The organism is Pleomorphomonas oryzae DSM 16300 (assembly GCF_000422965.1).
Taxonomy (GTDB): Bacteria; Pseudomonadota; Alphaproteobacteria; order Rhizobiales; family Pleomorphomonadaceae; genus Pleomorphomonas; species Pleomorphomonas oryzae.
The window spans coordinates 138532-156585 of the sequence record NZ_AUHB01000013.1 but is presented as its reverse complement, the minus strand read 5'-3'; the positions used below and the strand labels follow the sequence as shown (position 1 = coordinate 156585).

General features: G+C 65.0%; 18 protein-coding genes. 12 read left to right on the top strand and 6 right to left on the bottom strand.

Annotated features, from left to right (window positions below; genetic code table 11):
- Nucleotides 1-15 precede the first annotated feature (15 nt).
- A complete protein-coding gene (locus G522_RS0120065) occupies nt 16-420 on the top strand; it encodes a DUF3224 domain-containing protein (RefSeq protein WP_026792573.1) in 405 nt (134 codons plus the stop codon).
- A gap of 172 nt (nt 421-592) precedes the next feature.
- Here the strand turns inward: G522_RS0120065 and G522_RS27840 are convergent, their stop codons facing one another.
- Nucleotides 593-1453 carry a LysR family transcriptional regulator gene (locus G522_RS27840; protein ID WP_425414084.1) on the bottom strand — a complete coding sequence of 287 codons (861 nt, stop codon included), beginning with the start codon at nt 1451-1453 and terminating at the stop codon, nt 593-595.
- Between G522_RS27840 and G522_RS30540 the strand changes: the two genes are divergently transcribed.
- The 3 genes from G522_RS30540 to G522_RS30305 all read left to right on the top strand — a co-directional run bounded on the left by G522_RS30540 (nt 1385) and on the right by G522_RS30305 (nt 2418).
- Nucleotides 1385-1537: a hypothetical protein gene (locus tag G522_RS30540; protein WP_245586698.1), complete on the top strand. Its 153-nt coding sequence runs from the start codon at nt 1385-1387 to the stop codon at nt 1535-1537. The genes G522_RS27840 and G522_RS30540 overlap by 69 nt on opposite strands.
- Before the next feature lie 90 nt (nt 1538-1627).
- On the top strand, nt 1628-1933 hold the full coding sequence (locus tag G522_RS30310; RefSeq protein ID WP_026792572.1) for a putative quinol monooxygenase: 306 nt from the start codon (nt 1628-1630) through the stop codon (nt 1931-1933).
- Nucleotides 1930-2418 carry a group II truncated hemoglobin gene (locus G522_RS30305; protein WP_026792571.1) on the top strand — a complete coding sequence of 163 codons (489 nt, stop codon included), beginning with the start codon at nt 1930-1932 and terminating at the stop codon, nt 2416-2418. Before G522_RS30310 ends, G522_RS30305 begins: the two co-directional genes overlap by 4 nt.
- Before the next feature lie 34 nt (nt 2419-2452).
- On the opposite strand, the gene uxuA is transcribed toward G522_RS30305, so the two are convergent.
- The 3 genes from uxuA to uxaC form a co-directional block, all read right to left on the bottom strand.
- A complete protein-coding gene (gene uxuA / locus G522_RS0120045) occupies nt 2453-3643 on the bottom strand; it encodes a mannonate dehydratase (RefSeq protein ID WP_026792570.1) in 1191 nt (396 codons plus the stop codon).
- 131 nt (nt 3644-3774) lie between these two features.
- Nucleotides 3775-5283, bottom strand: coding sequence for a mannitol dehydrogenase family protein (locus G522_RS0120040; RefSeq protein ID WP_026792569.1), 1509 nt, complete (start codon nt 5281-5283; stop codon nt 3775-3777).
- 14 nt (nt 5284-5297) lie between these two features.
- A complete protein-coding gene (uxaC, locus tag G522_RS0120035; RefSeq protein ID WP_026792568.1) occupies nt 5298-6716 on the bottom strand; it encodes a glucuronate isomerase in 1419 nt (472 codons plus the stop codon).
- A gap of 282 nt (nt 6717-6998) precedes the next feature.
- Here uxaC and G522_RS0120030 point away from each other — a divergent pair, with 282 nt between their 5' ends.
- From G522_RS0120030 to G522_RS0120020, 3 genes are all read left to right on the top strand, one after another.
- Nucleotides 6999-7985 carry a C4-dicarboxylate TRAP transporter substrate-binding protein gene (locus G522_RS0120030; protein WP_026792567.1) on the top strand — a complete coding sequence of 329 codons (987 nt, stop codon included), beginning with the start codon at nt 6999-7001 and terminating at the stop codon, nt 7983-7985.
- A 112-nt stretch (nt 7986-8097) separates the two neighbouring features.
- A complete protein-coding gene (locus G522_RS0120025) occupies nt 8098-8628 on the top strand; it encodes a TRAP transporter small permease (RefSeq protein WP_026792566.1) in 531 nt (176 codons plus the stop codon).
- Complete coding sequence (locus G522_RS0120020) at nt 8625-9914, top strand: TRAP transporter large permease (RefSeq protein ID WP_245586697.1); 1290 nt, start codon at nt 8625-8627, stop codon at nt 9912-9914. Before G522_RS0120025 ends, G522_RS0120020 begins: the two co-directional genes overlap by 4 nt.
- A gap of 55 nt (nt 9915-9969) precedes the next feature.
- On the opposite strand, the gene G522_RS0120015 is transcribed toward G522_RS0120020, so the two are convergent.
- Nucleotides 9970-10704: a response regulator transcription factor gene (locus G522_RS0120015; protein WP_026792564.1), complete on the bottom strand. Its 735-nt coding sequence runs from the start codon at nt 10702-10704 to the stop codon at nt 9970-9972.
- Nucleotides 10701-11951 (bottom strand): GAF domain-containing sensor histidine kinase, encoded by a 1251-nt coding sequence (locus G522_RS0120010; protein ID WP_026792563.1) that lies wholly within the window; start codon nt 11949-11951, stop codon nt 10701-10703. Before G522_RS0120010 ends, G522_RS0120015 begins: the two co-directional genes overlap by 4 nt.
- A 179-nt stretch (nt 11952-12130) precedes the next feature.
- On the opposite strand from G522_RS0120010, the gene G522_RS0120005 reads away from it, so the two are divergent.
- The 5 genes from G522_RS0120005 to G522_RS27830 all read left to right on the top strand — a co-directional run bounded on the left by G522_RS0120005 (nt 12131) and on the right by G522_RS27830 (nt 17828).
- Nucleotides 12131-13048 (top strand): SMP-30/gluconolactonase/LRE family protein, encoded by a 918-nt coding sequence (locus tag G522_RS0120005; protein ID WP_026792562.1) that lies wholly within the window; start codon nt 12131-12133, stop codon nt 13046-13048.
- A 39-nt stretch (nt 13049-13087) separates the two neighbouring features.
- On the top strand, nt 13088-14122 hold the full coding sequence (locus tag G522_RS0120000; protein WP_084633303.1) for a sugar ABC transporter substrate-binding protein: 1035 nt from the start codon (nt 13088-13090) through the stop codon (nt 14120-14122).
- Nucleotides 14123-14441: 319 nt separating this feature from the next.
- Complete coding sequence (locus G522_RS0119995; RefSeq protein ID WP_169453565.1) at nt 14442-15353, top strand: ABC transporter permease; 912 nt, start codon at nt 14442-14444, stop codon at nt 15351-15353.
- A gap of 1 nt (nt 15354) precedes the next feature.
- On the top strand, nt 15355-16887 hold the full coding sequence (locus tag G522_RS27835) for a sugar ABC transporter ATP-binding protein (RefSeq protein ID WP_051228899.1): 1533 nt from the start codon (nt 15355-15357) through the stop codon (nt 16885-16887).
- Nucleotides 16884-17828 (top strand): ABC transporter permease, encoded by a 945-nt coding sequence (locus tag G522_RS27830; RefSeq protein WP_084633302.1) that lies wholly within the window; start codon nt 16884-16886, stop codon nt 17826-17828. The genes G522_RS27835 and G522_RS27830 overlap by 4 nt, the downstream gene beginning before the upstream one ends.
- Nucleotides 17829-18054 lie beyond the last annotated feature (226 nt).

Sequence of the window (18054 nt, the reverse complement as noted above, 5' to 3'; positions counted from 1 at the left end):
CGAAGAGAGCTCGACATGTTGGCAAAAGGAACGTTCAAGGTCGCCGATTTCAAGCGCGCCAATCTGGCCCTGCCGGCGTCGGTGACGACGGCGCTCCCCGTCGGCGTGAGCACGATGGAAAAGACCTATGCCGGCGATATCGTCGGCCGGTCCACCACGATCTTTACCGCCGCCTTCGATCCGGCAACGGGCGTCGGCTCCTACGTGGCCATGGAGAGCTTCGAAGGGAGGATCGGCGGCCAAAGCGGCACCTTCAACTTCCTCCACTCGGCCTCGACCAAGGGCAGCGACCGGTCCAATGAGTTCTTCGCCATCGCCGAAGGCAGCGGCACCGGCGACTTCAAGGGCATACGCGGCAGCGGCGGCATTTCCGTTGACGCAGAAGCTCACCGCATCTGGTTCGATTACGAGATTGGGTAGGGGGCATATGGGAGCCCGATATGACCGGCCCGCGATCTCGTCCTGAGATCCTTCGCTTTCGCGAAGGAAGACAATCTATATATTTATTTTCATTGTATAAGGCTGTCTTCCTCCGCGAAGGCGGGGGATCTCAGGCAGGATGGAGCTGCTAGGCCGATATCGCACTCCCGCATCAATCCAGCGTCGCCGCGATCGCGCGGACCCTTTCGACAAGCCACGTGAGCCCGGGATCGGTCTCGGTGGACACATGGCGCGCCAGGCTGATGGGGAAGGCGTCGATGGTGAGGGGCGGATCGAAGACCTGAAGGCCGAAGGCGGCGCCGAACTGTCGCGCCAATCTTGCCGGCACCGTGGCGATGAGATCACTGGCGGCGACGGCGGCAAAGGCGGTGAGAAACATCGGCACGCTGGCGCGGACACGACGCGTGATCCCTTCACGGCTGAGTGCCTCGTCGACAGCGCCTGAAAACCCGCCCGAGAACGACACCAGCAGGTGTTCGAGGTCGAGATAGAGAGCCAGATCGAGGGCATCGGCGATCCGCGGATGGCCCTGGCGCGCCACCACGGAGAAGCGCTCCCACACCAGGGTTTCTGTCAGGAATTCATCGGTGGTCCCGTAGAAGCGCCCAATCGCCAGATCAAGCTCGTCCTTGCGCAAGGCGTCGAGCGCGGCCTTCCCAACGGCGAACCGGGTTGCCAATCGTGTTGCCGGTGCCTCGTCGGCCAGTCGCTTGACGAGGGGCGGGCCGAACAGCGTGGCGACGAGATCGTTGGCCGCCAGTCGGAACTGCCTGGCGGATGTCGCCGGTTCGAAAACACCGCCGCTATTGATCAGGTTCCGCGTGACGCGCATCAGGTCGCGAATCCGCGGAGCAAGCTCGAGCGCGCGGCGCGTCGGGGTCAAGCCATCGGGCCGCCTTGAAAAGAGAGGGTCGTCGAAAAGTTCGCGCAGCCGCGACAGCGCATGGCTGACGGCCGACTGGCTAAGGCCAAGCCGGTCGGCAACAACGGTCGTCCGCTGATGGCGAAGCAGTTCATCGAAAATCAGCAGCAGGGAGAAATCGAGGCGCCTGATCTTAGTTTGATCGATATCCATTATGAACGGATATCAGTTTGATGGTGGCTCGGACAAGCCTATCGTTGGCCGACCAAGCCCTTCGGTCGGATCGAGGCGACGGCCGGCGACAGAACATTCCGAGGATATTCAATGACCATCGAGTATATTCGCTATGAGCTGAACAAGCACCGCGGAGAGGAACTGATTGCCGCCTACGCAAAAGCTGCGGACGCATTGAAGGCATCGCCCGAATGCCTCGGCTTTGACCTTGCTGCATGTGAGGAAGCGGCCAACAGCTTCATCCTGCGCATCCGCTGGAGTTCGACCAGCGATCACCTTCAGAAGTTTCGGAAAGGGCCAAACTTCCCGCCGTTCCTGGCTGCCATCCAGCCCTTCATCGGCGAGATCGCCGAGATGCGCCATTATGCCGCCACCGGCGTGGAGTGGTCGCGATGAGCACTGGATCGGAGACTGCGGCGGGAACGCCGACACTTTGCGACTGGGTCGGTGGCCCGGCCGCCATCGCCGCGCTGACGGCGCGCTTCTACGAAAAGGTCGACGGCGATCCGCTGCTCGGCCCGCTGTTTGCCGACAAGGCACCCGACCACGCCGCGCATGTGGCCGCGTTCATCACCGAAGTGTTCGGCGGAGGCCGCCCTTACAGCGACGGCGGCGGATCGCATGCCGGCATGATCCGGCACCATCTCGGGCGTCACCTCACCGAGGCCCAGCGCAGCCGATGGCTGGCGCTGATGCTGGAGGCGGCCAATGAGATCGGTATGCCCGACGACCCGGAATTCCGCTCCGCGCTGGTCGGCTATCTTGAATGGGGCACGCGTATCGCCGTGATCAATTCCCAGCCGGGCGTCGCTCAACCAGGGGTCGACGCTGCCATGCCGCGCTGGGATTGGGGGCCGCCGGGCGGGCCGTATCGCGGGTGACGATCCGAACACCTCCTGGCTCGCCGCGCCCCGCCTAGGAGACGCGGCCGGCCCGGAAGGCCTCGATGGTCTTGATGGCGCCGCGCAGTTCCGCGAGGCCCTTGAGGCGGCCGACGAAGGAATAGCCGGGGTTGGACTTCTGGCCGACGTCGTCACCGAGCAGGTGGCCGTGGTCGGGGCGGAAGGGGATTTCGGCGTCCGCCCGGCCGACGGAGCGGCGGCGCTCCTCCTCGCTGAGGATGGCCGCGGCGACGGAGATCAGGTCGGTGTCGCCGCCGAGATGATCGGCCTCGTAGAAGGAGCCGTCCGCCTCGTGCTTGACGTTCCTGAGATGGACGAAGTGGATGCGCGGACCGAATTCCTTGGCCATGGCCACGAGGTCGTTCTTCGTATTGGAGCCGAAGGAGCCGGTGCAGAGCGTCAGGCCGCAGGCCTCCTGAGGCACCGCCTCGAACATCTTGCGGACGTCGTCGGCCGTCGACATGACGCGCGGCAGGCCGAAGATCGGGAAGGACGGATCGTCGGCGTGGATGCAGAGGCGGGCGCCTTCCTCCTCGGCCACCGGCGTGATCTCCCTGAGGAACTCCACCAGGTTGGCGCGGAGATCGTCGGTGCTGATCTCCGAATAGAGCGCGAGCATGTCGCGGAAGCTGTCGCGGGTATAGGCGAAATCGCGGGCCGGCAGCCAGTCGATCAGGTTGCGTTCCAGCTCGGAGAGTTCGTCGGGGCTCTTGGCGGCAAGGCGCGTCCGGGCGGCGGCGATCTCGCCGGCGGTATAGTCCGCCTCGGCCCCCTTGCGCTTCAGCACGAACAGGTCGTAGGCGGCGAAATCCACCTTGTCGTAACGCAGCGCGTAGCCGCCGTTCGGCAGCTTGAACATCAGGTTGGTGCGGCTCCAGTCGGTGATGACCATGAAGTTGTAGCAGATGGTCTTGATGCCGGAGCGGGCGACGTTGCGGATCGACTGTTTGTAATTGTCGATCTTCTCTCGGTAGTTGCCGGTGCGCGTCTTGATCTCCTCGCCGACGCCGATGCTCTCGACGACGGACCAGACAAGGCCGGCGGCCTCCACTTCCGCCTTGCGCTTTTCGATCTCCTCCACCGACCACACCTGACCCTGGTTCATGTGGTGGAGGGCGGTGACGATGCCGGTGGCGCCGGCCTGCCGGGCCTTCTGAAGGCTGACGGGATCATCGGGGCCGAACCAGCGCCAGGTCTCTTGCATTGTGGGGTCCTCCAGGGATTGGTTGGCCCAGAGCGGCAGATGCCCGGACCTATCCGGGCTGCCGCTCCAAGGTTTGTTTGCGCATCGGATTTTTCCGAAAAGCGGGGCCACTTTTCGGTCCGATGCGTTGATTAGTGGAACAGGAAAGCAGTGAGCGTGGCGGGCACGCCACGAACGAGCAGGCTCCTGAGGTGTTGGGTCGTCACCTTGCGGAAAGGGGCATTGCCGGAGATGGCGGCCGGGAAGATCTCGCTGACGGCGAACAGCGCGTCGGCCAGCGCCACCGGGTCGTCGCCATGCTCGGCGGCGATCGCCGTCAGGCGGGCCGCCATCGGGTCGGCCACCGTCCAGGTCCGCCCGCTGCCGTCGCGCTGGCGCAGGAAGGCCATCCAGGCGGCGACGGTGAGCGGCACCACCCGCGGCGCCCTGCCGATCGCGATGCGTTCGATGGCGGGGGCGAGGAGGCGCGGACCGAGCTTCTGCGAACCGTCGGAGGAGATCTGCAGCGTCAGGTGGCGGATGCCCGGATTGCGGAAGCGCGCCGCGAGGTCATGGGTATAGGCGGCGACATCGGTGCCCGGCACCGGCGGCACGGTGGGGATGAGGTCGTCGTCCCAGAGGTGGCGGATGATCTTGGGCAACTGCGGATCGGCCATGGCGTCGGCCACCGTCTCAATGCCGGCGAGAACGCTGAGATAGGCGAGCGTCGAATGGGCGCCGTTGAGGCAGCGGAGCTTCATGGTCTCGAAGGGGTGGACGTCATTGGTCAAAATGGCGCCGACCTTGTCCCAGGCCGGACGGCCGGAGGGGAAGCGATCCTCGATCACCCATTGATGGAAGGGCTCGGCCACCACCGGCCATGCGTCGGTGAGGCGGAGGCCGGCGATGACGGTGGCGCGGTCCGGCTCCTTGGTGGCCGGGGTGATGCGGTCGACCATGGAGGAGGGGAAGGCGACGCTGTCGGCGATGTAGTGGCCGAGGTCGGCGTCGCGTAGCGCCGCAAAGCGGGTCACCACCGCCTTCGTGATCCTGCCATTTTGTGGCAGGTTGTCGCAGGAGAGGACGGTGAAGGGCGGCACGCCGGCCGCCCGGCGCAGGCGCAGCGCCTCGACGATCAGGCCCGGCAGACTGCGGGGATGCATGGGGTCGACGAGATCGGCCGTCACCATCGGGTGCGCCTCGTTGAGGCGGCCAGTGGCGGGATCGTGGCAGTAGCCCTTCTCGGTGACGGTGATGGTGACGATGCGGATCTCCGGTTTCGTCATTACCTTGAGCACGGCGGCGAGCTCGGTACCGGCATTCAGCACGTCGAGGAAGGCGCCGATCACCCGGAGCCTGTCGTCGCCGTTCTCGCGGCAGAGCAGGGTGTAGAGTCCGTCCTGCGGTTTCAGGGCGTCGATGACGTCGGGCGAGCGGAAGTTGACGCCGACGATGCCCCAATCGCTGGCTCCGGCGGCCAGCACGTCGTCGGTGTAGACGCCGAGATGGGCGCGGGCAAAGGCGCCGAGCCCCAGGTGGACGATGCCGGGCGTCACCTTGGTCCGGTCATAGGCGGGGCGGCCGACGCTGGCGGGCAGCTTGGCGAGGCGGGCATTGCCGAGGCGCTTCTCAGCGGCGGACGTCGGCTTGGTGTCAGGCATTGCATGGGTCCCGATCAAAGACGGTAAGCCTTCTTGGCAAGGCGGTAGGCGAGGTCATGCGCCACTTCGTGGGCGTCGTCGAGGCCTAGCCTGTGCTCGGCAACCAAACGGGCGAGGAAGCCGCAGTCGACGCGACGGGAGACGTCGTGGCGGGCCGGGATAGACAGGAAGGCGCGGGTGTCGTCGTTGAAGCCGACGGTGTTGTAGAAGCCGGCCGTCTCGGTCATCTGCTCGCGGTAGCGGCGCATGCCCTCGGGGCTGTCGTGGAACCACCAGGCCGGGCCGAGGCGCAGGGCAGGGTAGTGGCCGGCGAGCGGTGCCAGCTCGCGCGAATAGACCGTCTCGTCCAGCGTGAACAGGATAATGGTGAGGTCGGCCCGGTTGCCGAAGCGGGCGAGCAGCGGGCGGAGCTCCTCGACATAGCCGGTGGGACCGGGGATGTCGGCGCCCTTATCCTTGCCGAAGGTGCGGAAGATCTCAGGGTTATGGTCGCGGCGGGAACCGGGATGGATCTGCAGGACCAGACCGTCAACCGTCGACATCTGGGCCATCTCGGTCAGCATCTGGGCGCGGAACAGCTCGGCGTCCTCGGCCGATGCGCTGCCGGTGCGGACGCGATCGTAGAGGGCGGCGGCATCCTCTGCCTGAAGATCGGCGGTGCGGGCGGTCGGGTGGCCGTGGTCGGTGGATGTGGCGCCGCCCACCTCCATGAAGTAGCGGCGGCGGTCGGCCAGCGCTGCGAGATAGCCCTGGTAGGTCGACGTGTCCTTGCCGGTGAGGCGGCCGAGCGCCTGGAGATTGTCGGCAAAGCCGGTGAAGGCCGGGTCGACCACCGGGTCGGGCCGGAAGGCGGTGACGACACGGCCTTTCCAGCCGCTCTCGCGGATCTTGCGGTGATGGCGGAGATCGTCGAGCGGGCTTTCGGTGGTGGCGATCACCTCGATGTTGAAGCGCTCGTAGAGGGCGCGCGGCCGGAACTCCGGCTTTTGCAGCGCTTCGGCGATGGTGTCGTAGAGACGGTCGGCGTTGTCCTTGGTGGGCACCTCGGTGATGCCGAACACCGTCTCGAAGGCGTGGGTCAGCCAGAGGAAGGAGGGCGTGCCGCGATAGAGGTGGAAGTTCTCGGCGAGGATGCGCCAGATCTTGCGCTTGTCGGTTTCCACCGGGCCGCCGTCGAGGCGGGGGATGCCCACCTGTTCGGGACGAATCCCTTGCGAATAGAGCATGCGGTGGACGTAGTGGTCGGGGATGACGAACAGGGTGGCTGGATCGGCGAAGGGCTGATCGTCGGCAAACCAGGCGGGGTCGGTATGTCCGTGCGGGCTGATGATCGGCAGCTTGGCGACGCCGGCGTAGAGGTCGCGGGCGATGGCGCGCGTCGTCGGATCGGCCGGAAACAGCCGGTCGGGGTGGAGGGTGAACTGACCTGACATGCTCGCGACAACTCCCATTCCGCCTCGCCCCTTGGGATTCGGAGCGCGGCAACCGCTTCCGGCAACAAACACGCTTTTCGCCACGCCGCCCATTATCCAATGGGTCGGCCTCGGTTTGCCGCAGGCACCACCATCCCGGCAATCCTGTCTTTCGCAAGACGCTGCCTCGAAGGCCGCGGCTTCAGTTTTTGATTGCCGAAGCCATTCTAGCCGTCTACCATACTACTCGTCAACGAGGCGCGTGGTGGAGGAACGGCGCGCCGTGTCGTTTGGGAGGAACCCATGAAATTCTTGTCTCGGGCCGCATTGACGGCTGTCTGCGGCTTGGCTGTGGCCGCCGCAACGCTCGGCGTCGCCTCGGCGGCCGACTATACGCTCAATATCAACACGGCGCTCACCACCAACGATCCGCTCTACAAGGGCCTTGAGGATCTGCAGAAGAACGTCGAGGCCCGCTCGGGCGGCAAGCTCGCCATCCGCCTGTTCCCCGGCTCGCAGCTCGGCAAGGACGAGGACGTGCTGGAGCAGGCGCGCGCCGGCGCCGGCAACGCGGTGGTGGTCGATGGCGGCCGCCTCGCCGTCTACGTCAAGGATTTCGGCGTTCTCTCCGGCCCCTATCTCGCTTCCGGCTATGACGGCATCCGCAAGGTGGTGACCTCGCCGCTGCTCGATGAGATGGCCAAGAAGCTGCACGACGGCGCCCAGTTGCAGGTGCTGTCCTTCAACTGGTGGCAGGGCGAGCGGCATCTTCTGACCAACAAGCCGATCACGGTACCGGCCGACCTCTCGGGCGTTCGCATGCGCACCCCCGGCGCGCCGGTGTGGACCGAAACCGTCAAGGCGATGGGCGCGACACCGGCGCCGATGGCCTGGGCCGACGTCTATTCGGCGCTGCAGACGCAGGTGATCGACGCCGTCGAGGCGCAGGACCCGGCGGCCTATGGCTCGCGCCTCTATGAAGTCACCAAGTATCTGACCAAGACCGGCCACTTCAACCTGATCACCGGCCTCGTCACCTCGGCCGCATGGTTCGACGCGCTGCCGCCCGACCTGCAGACCATCCTGAAGGAAGAATCGCTGAAGTCCGGCGACGTCGCCTCGCACGGCACCGAGGCGGCCATCGCCGACATCGAGGCCAAGATGAAAGCGGCCGGCATGACCATCAACGAGATCGACACCAAGCCGTTCAAGGACGCGACGGCCGGCGTCTACGAGAAGCTCGGCTATACCGACCTCAAGAAGCAGGTCGACGCCATTCTCGCTCAGTAACGGTCTGCATCACCGTGGGTCCTGGCGGACCCGCGGCGATCCAATTCCTTGTGTCGCATCGGATTGTCCGAAGCCGGTCGGTCCGACGCTCTGAAACTCTGGAGCCTGCGCTATGTCATCCTTGATCATCAGCGTGGAGTCCGTCGTGGCCCGAGTTCTGCTCGCGGCCATGGTCGGCCTCGTCTTCATGGCCGGCGTCATGCGCTGGTTCGGATATCCACTCGTATGGTCGATGGACGTGGCGCAGCTGCTGTTCGTCTGGGCGTCGTTCATCGGCGCCGACATGGCGATGCGCAAGCGCGGCCTGATTGCCGTCGACTTGTTCGTGCGCTGGATCCCGCTGCGTTATCGAGTGTTTCTCGACATCGCCACCGGCTTGCTGATCCTCGTCTTCCTGCTGTCGCTCAGCTATCTCGGCTACAAGCTGGTGATGCTTAACCTCGAGCGGCAGTTCGGCGACAGCGGCATCAGCTACGCCTATGTCACCGCCGCCGTTCCCATCGGCTGCCTGCTGCTCGCCATCACCCTGGCGGGGCAGATCCTCGAAGCCGTGCGCACGGCGATGGGCAATCCCGTTCTCGTCTTCACACCGATCCGCAGCAAGGAAGAGGCGCTCGCCGCCATCGGGGAGAGCGAACTATGACCGGCGAAATGCTGCTTCTGGTCGGCCTGTTCTTTGGTCTTCTGATCGTCGGCGCGCCGGTGGCCTTCGCCATCGGCATCTCCGGCTTTTCCTTCTTCGTCATATCGCAGGTGATGCCGGCGTCGATCGGCGTGCAGCAGGTGGCCTCGGCCTCGCAGAGCTTTCCGCTGCTCGCCGTGCCCTTCTTCGTGCTGGCCGGCCACATGATGAACAAGACCGGCATCACCACGCGCCTCATCCGATGTTCGGAGGTGCTGGTGTCGTGGATGTCGGGCGGCATGGCACAGGTCTGCATCGTACTGTCGACGCTGATGGGCGGCGTCTCCGGCTCGGCGGTGGCCGATGCCGCCATGGAGGCGCGCATCCTCGGCCCCGATCTGGTGCGCAACGGCTATTCCAAGGGCTTCACCGCCGCCACCATCGCCGTGGGTTCGCTGATCACCGCCACCATCCCGCCGAGCCTCGGGCTGATCCTCTACGGCTTCGTCGGCAACGTCTCGATCGGCCGCCTGTTCCTGGCCGGCGTCATCCCCGGCCTGATGATGATGGCCGGGCTGATGTTCACCGTCTGGGTGGTGTCGCGCCGGCGCGGCTATCGCTCGGCCACCGCCACCAAGCCGAGCTGGAAAGCCGTCGGCAGCGCGGTGTGGGACGCCAAATGGGCACTGTTCTTCCCGGTGGCGCTCTTGGTCTCCATCCGCAGCGGCGTGTTCACGCCATCGGAAGTCGGTGCCTTCGCCGTGGTCTACGCGGTGGTGGTCGGCGTGCTGTTCCATCGCGAACTCACCTGGCAGGGCGCCATGGAGGCGCTGCTGCATGGCGTGACCGACAACGGCCTGATCGTGCTGATCATCATGTTCTCGGGCATGGTGGGCTATGCCATCATCTTCGATCAGGCGCCGCAGGCGATCGCCTCGGGCATGCTCGGCCTCACCCACAATCCGGTCGCCATCCTGTTCCTCATCGTGCTGTTCCTCTTGATCGCCGGCTGCTTCATCGAGGCGACTGTACTGGTGCTGCTGCTCACGCCGATCTTCCTGCCGATCGTGCTGCAGCTCGGCGTCGATCCGGTGCATTTCGGCATCGTCATGATGACCATGGTCACCTTCGGCGGCATGACGCCACCGGTCGGCGTCGCCATGTTCACGGTCTGCGGCCTCCTCGATTGCTCGATCGACGAGTATCTGGTCGAGGCGCTGCCGCATATCGCTACCATCCTGGTCCTGGTAGCGATCCTGATCCTGTTCCCGCAGATCTCCTTGTTCCTGCCGAACCTCCTGATGTAGCGACAGGGCATGCGGGCTCTCAACTGAGTGGCGACAGCCGTCAGCCCGCGCCGCATCACCCCCTGAAGCCGCGATCGGGGTTCTGCTGGTATTCGGACTCGGCGATCTCGATGGTCTTGGAGTTGATGATGCGGCTCGACAGGGCGAGCGCCACGGCACGCGAGCGACTGTTGAAGACGGCGCGCCCATCCGGCATCAGCGGCAGGGAGGTGAGGCCGAGCTTGGCATAGAGCTGCTGTAGCCGCCCCTGGACGGAGCGCATCGACATGTTGCGGCGGGCGGCGATCGCCTGGTCGGTCAGGCCGATGGCGATGTCGAGCAGGATTTCGTATTCGACTTCCGTCAGCTCTTCGGAGTCCTTCTGCCCGCGCTTCTGAAGGCCGCGCACTTCCCGGTCGATGATGTTCTGTCCCTCGACGAACACGCACTGGATCGCCCGCCGTAGCCGGTCCTTGGATGCTGTCTTCAGAAGGTAGCCGTAGGTGGCGCCGGGCGGCACGATGCGGGCAACGCCGCGTACGTAGGCCTCATCGGCATAGTTGGACCAGAAGATGATCGGCATCGCCGGGTTGTCGGCCCAGATCGCCTTGGCAGCCTGAACACCGGTCTTTCTGGGCATTTGCAGGTCGAGGATGACGCCCTTGATCTCGTGCTCGCGGGAAAGGCGGATGGCATCCTCACCGTTCTCCGCCTCGATGACCTGCTCGCAGTCGATCTCGCCAAGCGCGATGACCTCGCGCAGAAAGCCGCGATGCAGCACATCGTCCTCGGCGATCAGGTAGGTGCTCATTCTGCCTCCCGGACTCGCGCCGGCTCAGGTAGACGGGCTAGCGGAATGGTGATGCTCAGTTGGGTTCCGATGCCGTCGGCACCGGAAGTGACCGTCAGGTCCGCCTCGATCAGCGAGGCGCGGGTGCGCATGTTGGCAAGGCCGCCCGTGCGTTTGCCTGGCGTGGGGGGCAGGCCACAGCCGTCGTCGACGATGGTGATGCGGATACCCGTCTCGTCGGAGAACACCTGAACCCCGATGGTCGAGGCGCCAGAGTGACGGCCGGCGTTGTTGATGGCTTCCTGAACGATGCGATAGAGCGCCACCTGCGTGTTGGGGGGCAGGGCGTCGATGGCCGCGCAGCCTTCGTCTTTCAGCCGGCAGACCAGCGGCTTGGCCGACGCGCGGGCATAGCGGTCGAGTACCGCCTCGATGGCTTCGGAAAAGCCGAAGAACTGCAGCACCGACGGACGGGCGTTGTCGATGATCACCCGGAGTTCGGTGAGGCAGTGCGAGATGTCGTCCTGGATCGGCTGCAGTTCGCTGCCCCTGAGGTTGGCCTTGCCTTCGAGGCGCTTCAGGTTGCGTGAGATGCGAGAGAGGTCGGCGAGCGTCTGGTCGTGCAGGTCCATGCCGATGGCCTGCCGGGCGTTTTCCAATTCCTCGGTGAGGTGGCGGGCACCGATGCGAAGCCCCTCGGCGCGTGCTTCGGCTTCCACCCGCTTGATTTCCCGGCGAGCCGCCAGATCGCTCTGCTGCAGGGCGAACATGTAGGCGGCGAGGATGTCGGCGACAATCCGCGCATTGTCGAGATCGGCCTCGCTGTAGGTGTCGGGCACCTGCGTCGAAAAGGACAGCGCGCCGATGATCCGCCCTTCCACCAGTACCGGCACGTGCAGGCGGCCCCTGAGGCCGGCGTCGAAGATCGGCTTGGACCAGGCGCCTTCGAAGTGGAAGCGAGGGTCGGCCTGGGCGTCAGCGGTGATGATGTGGTCGACCTCGCCCATGAAAAGGGTTCGGATGGGGCTGACGGCAACGGACCGCGTGCCGCGCGATTCGATGTCCCATTCCGTGTGCAGCCCGGCCTCGTAGGTGGAGACGATGGTGCGGCCGGCATTCATCAGGGCGACGTCGATGTGGTCGTGCGGCAGGATGTCGCTCACCGCCGTCGACACGGCCTGGACGACGCACTTGAGGTCGAGCTGGCCGGTGATCGACCTCAGAACCGCCATGATGCGTTGCAGATCGAACGGGGCACGACTGAGCATGGAAGCCTCTTGTCAGAACGCGTCGATTGTCGGCGCAGACATGCGATGACGCCAGCGCAAAAGCGCGTCAAGTTTTGCGGGTTCCCGCAAAAACGAGGTGGGACCTGCGCTGTCTCGGCCCATGCATCTCTGTTTCAATGACACTGAGGAAATCGCAAAGACAAGGGCATTACGTGCCAATGAGCCAGCAACGCATAACCGCGCTCGACGAGCGTCTTTGGCAGCTCGTGCTGCCAAGCAGCCCTCTCGAGACACTGAGCACGGGACACCTCTGGACCGAGGGTCCGGCCTATTTTCCAACGGGCGACTTCCTCATCTGGTCGGACATTCCGCGGGGCAGGATGTACCAGTGGATTGCCGATCTGGGCGTCCGCGTCCTCGACCATGCGGCCAACAACTGCAATGGTCACACGATCGATCCCGCCGGCCGTCTTCTGGCCTGCGAGCATCTGACGCGCTCGGTCGTCCGCTTCGAATTGGACGGCCGGCGTACGGTGGTGGCCGACGCCTTCGAGGGGCGGCGGCTCAATTCGCCGAACGACGTGATCGTGGCGTCCGATGGTGGCGTCTGGTTCACCGACCCGACCTACGGCATCATGACCGACTACGAGGGCAAGCGCTCGCCATCCGAACAGGCAGGCTGCTTCGTCTATCGCGTCGATCCGGTGACCCAAAAGGTCGAGGCGAAGATCCGCTCGATGCTTAAGCCGAATGGGCTCGCCCTGTCGCTCGACGAGCGGACGCTCTATGTCGCCGACAGTTCCGCCTCCCATGACGCGGCGGGCTTCCGCCACATCATGGCGTTTCCGCTCGGAGACGACTGGCGGGTCGGCGAGGGCAAGGTACTGATCACCCTCGAGGAAGGTGTACCGGACGGCTTACGGCTCGACGAATACGGTAATCTCTGGGTTTCCACGGCACGCGGCGTCGAGATTTTCGCGCCGGACGGATGTCCGCTCGGCATCATTCATGTGCCGGAGACCGTGGCCAACCTTTGCTTCGGTGGCCCCAAGAACAACCGATTGTTCATCACGGCGTCGACATCCGTCTACGCCGTCTACACGGCGGTGCGCGGCGCCGTGCGACCCGCGCGGTGAGGTCCTCAAGGCGAGAAACGAAAAATTAGGGAGAGAGACATGACCCAGAAAGACGATAGCAGAATGCTGGCGGATCGCCGCTCCATCCTCAAGTCCATGGCCCTCGGCTCGGCTGCCCTGACGGGCGCCGCGACCGGTCTGATGGCGGGCATCGACCCGATTGCCGGTGCCATTGGCATCTCCGCCGCTCGCGCCGAGGAGCGGGTGAAGATGGCCTTCCTGCAGATCCAGCCGCACACCGTTTCGGCCGGCTGGTCGAAGGGCATCGAGGAGGTTCTGAGCACCCAACAGAACATCGACTACACGCAACTCGACGGCCAGAACAAGGTCGAGGTGCAGGTCAGCCTGATGGATACGCTGATCAACAACGGCACCAAGGTGATCTTCCTGCAGCCGAGCGACAGCGTGGCGCTCTCCCCGTCGATCAAGAAGGCCAAGCGCAAGGGTATCATCGTCATCACGTTGAACATCGACGCTACCGAGGCCCATGCCGCCCACGTGGAGATGAACCACTATTACGGCGCCATGGAAATCGCCAAGGTGATGGGCGACAAGATGGGCGGCAAGGGCGACGTCGCCATCCTCAACGCCCCTCCGGGCATCATCATCCGCGACCAGCGCACCAACGGCTTCGTCGACGGCCTCAAGAAGTACTATTCCGATATCCGCGTCGTTGCCGATCAGGTTGCCGACTGGTCGCGGAAGAAGGCCCAGGACGTGTTTTCAACCATCCTGGCTGCCAATCCGAACCTCGTCGGCGTCTATGGCGTCAACGACTCGATGGCTCTCGGCGCGGTCGACGTCGCCAAGGAGAAGGGCCTTCTCGGCAAGATGGTGATCTTCGGCAACGACGGCGAGAAGGACGCGCTGGCATCGATCGAGGCGGGCGAGCTGAACGGCACACAGTACACTGACGTGTTCCAGCAGGGTCGCTTCGCCGCCGCCGCCGCCACGGTGCTGACCTCTGGCCTCGTCAACGCCTCCGCCTTCGGTCAGCAGGGCAAGCTTCTGATGCCCTATGTGATCGCCACCAAGGAGACGGTGGGGCAGATCCAGCCGTCGCAGCGCTGGTAAGCGGGAAGCCGCATTGTCAAACGCAGTCCGGACGGCTCAGGCTGTCCGGACCCGACCAGATTGAGCGCGACGGCCGGCTGTCGGCCAGCCGTTCGCCGCGAGCCTTGCCGTGGCCGAGTGTCTCCACGGGGCGGCCGGCTGCCTGTCAAAGCCGAACGCACCATTCCGTCAGCAACGCTGAAGCTAGAAACCGATCCATAGGTCCGCAATGCGTGTCCAATCCGCATTCATCGCCGTAGTCCTGTTCTTCCTGGCAGTGCTGGCATTCTTCTGCGCGTTCGCACCAAATTTTGCGACGGCGAGCAACTTCGAGGATCTGATGGCGGGATTCTCGTTCATTGCCATCCTCGCCATCGGTGAGTCCTTTCCCATTCTCCTGCGCGGCATCGATCTGTCCGTCGGCGCCGTGCTGGCGCTGGCCGGCATGGTCGCCTTCGACATGACACTGATGTTCGACCTGCCGGGCTATCTCGCCATACCCGCGGCGCTGATCGTGGCGACGCTGTGCGGTGCGCTTAACGGGGTGCTGATCGTCAAGCTGCGCCTCCAGCCATTCATCGCCACGCTGTCGACGCTCGCCGCCTATCGCGGCCTCGTCTACGCCATTTCCGGGCGCCAGCTGGTGCCGGAGCTCGCGACGACGCCACTTAGCGATCCCTGGATCATGGGGCTCGACACCTATTTCGACATCGGTTCGGCGACCGGCCTGTCCTCGTTCATCGAGCTACCCTGGTTTCCCCTGTCCTTCTTCATCATGATCGCGACGCTCGTGGTGTTCGGTGTCCTGTTGAGCCGCACCCGCTTCGGTCGCGATATCTTCACGGTCGGCGGCAACGCCGAGGCGGCGCGCCTCGCCGGCATCAACGTCGGGCGCACCATCATCATCGCCTATGCGATCTGCGGCTTCTGTGCCGGCCTCGCCGCGCTTCTGATGATCGCCCGCTTGTCGACGACGACGGAATCGCTGGGTCTCGGCATGGAGATGAGCGCGATCGCCGCGGCGGTGATCGGCGGCGTCAGCCTGTCGGGCGGCATAGGCGGTCTCTCCGGTCCGGTGATCGGCACCTTCCTGCTCGGCATGGTGCTGATCGGCCTGACGCTGCTCGGCATCTCCCAGTTCGTCCAGCAGATTCTCACCGGCGTCATCCTGCTGATCGCCGTCGGCCACGACCGATTCCTCGCCATCCGCCGGCAGAAGCGCCTTGCCGCCAACCTCGCCGAGGAGGCCTGAGATGCCCGCAGCAGCCAACCCGAATGCCGCTTCATCCTCGCTCGTCGAGGCGCGTGGCCTCACCAAGATCTATGGCAACCTTGTTGCCCTCGATAAGGCCGACTTCCGCGTGATGCGCGGCGAGGTCCGGGCCCTCATCGGTTCGAACGGCGCCGGCAAGTCGACGTTGATCAAGATCCTCACCGGCGCGGTGATGCCAACCTCGGGCAGCGTGAAGCTCGACGGCGTCGAACTGCCGCTCGGCCGTCCGGAGGAGATGATCCGCCACGGCATCGGGTGCATCTACCAGCACTCGAACATGGCGCCGGCGATGAGCGTCCTCGACAACATCTTCCTCGGCCGCCAGCCGACCCGTCGTTTTGGCCTCGTCGACGTCAAGGCGCAGCGGCGCGAGGCGGAAGAACTCTTGGAGCGCTATGGCATCGACCTCGACCTCGATGCCGTGGTCGGCGAGCTGCCGACCGTGAAGCAGAAGGAGGTCGAAATCGTCAAGGCGCTGGCGTTGAACGCCAAGGTGCTGCTGATGGACGAGCCGACCGGCTGGCTGGCCACCTCCGAGGTCCGGCGCCTGCACGACACCATTCGCCTCCTGAAAAGCCGCGGCGTCGGCATCGTCTACATCAGCCACATGCTCGACGAAATCTTCACGGTCTGCGACACCATGACGATCATGCGCGACGGCTGCGTGATCGCCGAGGCCGATGTCTCCGATATGACGCGTGCCAAAGTGATCGAGCTGATGGTCGGTGATCGCCTCGCCCGCGAAAGCTCGGCGGCGGCCCACGAGGCCCGCCACCCACGCGGCAATGGCGAGGTTCGCCTGTCAGTCAAGGGGCTCACCCGCCGCGGCATGTTCCGCGACGTCAGCTTCGACCTTTACGGCGGTGAAATCCTCTGCATCACCGGCCTTATCGGATCCAAGCGTACCGAACTCATGCACGCCATCTTCGGCTCGGAGCCGTGCGACGCTGGCACGGTGGAAGTCGACGGTAAGCCGGTCAACTTCCGTTCGCCGGGGGATGCCATGGCCGGCGGCGTCGGCTTTGTGCCCGAGGATCGCCATCGCGACGGCCTCATGTCCGGCATGACGGTGACCGAGAATCTTGTCATGACCACGCTCAACCGCTTCCGGCGGCTGTTCCTGCTCGACCGCAAGGGTATCGAGGCCGCTTCGCGCCGGTCGATCGACGACCTCAGCGTCAAGCCGCCCGACGGCCGCAAGCTGGTCCGCCACCTCTCGGGCGGCAACCAGCAGAAGGTGCTGGTCGGCAAATGGCTGCGGCTCGGGCCGAAGGTGATCATCCTTGACGAGCCGACCGTCGGCGTCGACGTCGGTGCCAAAGCGGAAATCTACGCCATCCTGCGCGCCGAGCGTGACCGGGGCGCTGCCGTCCTGGTGGTCTCCTCCGACCTCGAGGAGGTGATGACCGTCGCCGACCGTATCGGCATCATGGTGTCGGGGCGACTGAGGTCGATCCACGATGCCGCCGGCATGAGCATGGCCCAGGTGGTGGCCGAAATCGGAGCCGAATGATGAGCGCCCTTTCTCCCAATATCGCCACTCGTCTGGCTCCGCATGCGCTGCCCCTCGCCATCGCGGCCTTCGTCGTGGTCTTCTCGATCATCGAGCCCGCCTTCCTCAAGCCGGACAATCTCGTCGGCATCGTGCGGCAGGTGGCCATGGTCGGCATCATGGCGACCTGCATGACCTTCGTGATCATGACGGGCGGCATCGACCTGTCGGTCGGCCCGGTGCTGGCCTTGTCGGGCGTCGTCGCCTTCTTCGTCATGGAGGCCGGTTATCCGCTGCCGATCGTGCTGGCGGTCGGGCTGGCGTCCGGTGTTGCCGTCGGCATGGTCAGCGGCGCCATGATTGCCTTCTTCGGCCTGCCACCGATCATCGTCACGCTGGCCATGCTGTCGATCGTGCGCGGTTCGGCGCTGCTGCTTGGCGGTCCCGACCTGCACAGCATCCGCGACCAGCCCGGCTACACCTTCATCGGCACGGGCTCCATCGCCGGCATTCCGTTCTCGATCTACCTGTTCATCGCCGTCTCCCTTCTGGTGATCTTCCTGCAGAAGATGACGCCGATCGGCATCTGCGTCGCCGCCATCGGCGAGAACGAGCGCGCCGCCTTCCTGAGCGGCCATCGCACCCGCACCACCAAGATGTGGCTTTATGCCCTCTCCTCCTTCGGGGCGGCGCTTGCCGGCATCATCCAGTCGTCGCAGGTTCACACCGCGTCGGCCACCTATGGCGAGTTCGGCACCGAGCTCGACGCGATCGCCTCGGTGGTGCTCGGTGGCACCAGCCTGATGGGCGGCAACGGTTCGGTTGCCCGGACGATCGTCGGTGTGATGTTCCTCGGAATCATGAGCAACGGGATGAACATCCTCAACGTGTCGATCGACATCCAGCTGATCGCCAAGGGTGCCATCATCGCGCTGGCCCTGGCGCTTGCCGAGCGCGGCTGACGAGCGTCGAACCACTCACATTGTGGACCGGACCGGACGGCTCCGCCCGGTTGGCCGGAGTTTGGACAAGAGAACTGTTTCCACGCACGCACTCAAGATCGACGGTGCGGGTGCACCGCTCGCGCTGCTCCGGAAGCGGCTCGACCGCTGGCAGTGGGTCGCCCTCCTTTTTCTCGACAGTGGTTTGAAGCTGTAATAGTGAGGTCCCACTTGGGGGAGAGCAGCC

Bases quoted from the DNA above. Each gene is read 5' to 3' on its own strand.
- uxuA (WP_026792570.1), bottom strand. From the start codon at position 3,643: ATGCAAGAGACCTGGCGCTGGTTCGGCCCCGATGATCCCGTCAGCCTT.
- G522_RS30305 (WP_026792571.1), top strand. From the start codon at position 1,930: ATGAGCACTGGATCGGAGACTGCGGCGGGAACGCCGACACTTTGCGAC.
- G522_RS0120020 (WP_245586697.1), top strand. From the start codon at position 8,625: ATGACCGGCGAAATGCTGCTTCTGGTCGGCCTGTTCTTTGGTCTTCTG.
- G522_RS0120025 (WP_026792566.1), top strand. From the start codon at position 8,098: ATGTCATCCTTGATCATCAGCGTGGAGTCCGTCGTGGCCCGAGTTCTG.
- G522_RS0119995 (WP_169453565.1), top strand. From the start codon at position 14,442: ATGGCGGGATTCTCGTTCATTGCCATCCTCGCCATCGGTGAGTCCTTT.
- G522_RS0120000 (WP_084633303.1), top strand. From the start codon at position 13,088: ATGACCCAGAAAGACGATAGCAGAATGCTGGCGGATCGCCGCTCCATC.
- G522_RS27835 (WP_051228899.1), top strand. From the start codon at position 15,355: ATGCCCGCAGCAGCCAACCCGAATGCCGCTTCATCCTCGCTCGTCGAG.
- G522_RS0120065 (WP_026792573.1), top strand. From the start codon at position 16: ATGTTGGCAAAAGGAACGTTCAAGGTCGCCGATTTCAAGCGCGCCAAT.
- G522_RS27830 (WP_084633302.1), top strand. From the start codon at position 16,884: ATGATGAGCGCCCTTTCTCCCAATATCGCCACTCGTCTGGCTCCGCAT.
- G522_RS30310 (WP_026792572.1), top strand. From the start codon at position 1,628: ATGACCATCGAGTATATTCGCTATGAGCTGAACAAGCACCGCGGAGAG.
- G522_RS0120005 (WP_026792562.1), top strand. From the start codon at position 12,131: ATGAGCCAGCAACGCATAACCGCGCTCGACGAGCGTCTTTGGCAGCTC.
- G522_RS0120040 (WP_026792569.1), bottom strand. From the start codon at position 5,283: ATGCCTGACACCAAGCCGACGTCCGCCGCTGAGAAGCGCCTCGGCAAT.
- G522_RS30540 (WP_245586698.1), top strand. From the start codon at position 1,385: ATGGCTGACGGCCGACTGGCTAAGGCCAAGCCGGTCGGCAACAACGGT.
- G522_RS0120030 (WP_026792567.1), top strand. From the start codon at position 6,999: ATGAAATTCTTGTCTCGGGCCGCATTGACGGCTGTCTGCGGCTTGGCT.
- G522_RS0120010 (WP_026792563.1), bottom strand. From the start codon at position 11,951: ATGCTCAGTCGTGCCCCGTTCGATCTGCAACGCATCATGGCGGTTCTG.
- uxaC (WP_026792568.1), bottom strand. From the start codon at position 6,716: ATGTCAGGTCAGTTCACCCTCCACCCCGACCGGCTGTTTCCGGCCGAT.
- G522_RS0120015 (WP_026792564.1), bottom strand. From the start codon at position 10,704: ATGAGCACCTACCTGATCGCCGAGGACGATGTGCTGCATCGCGGCTTT.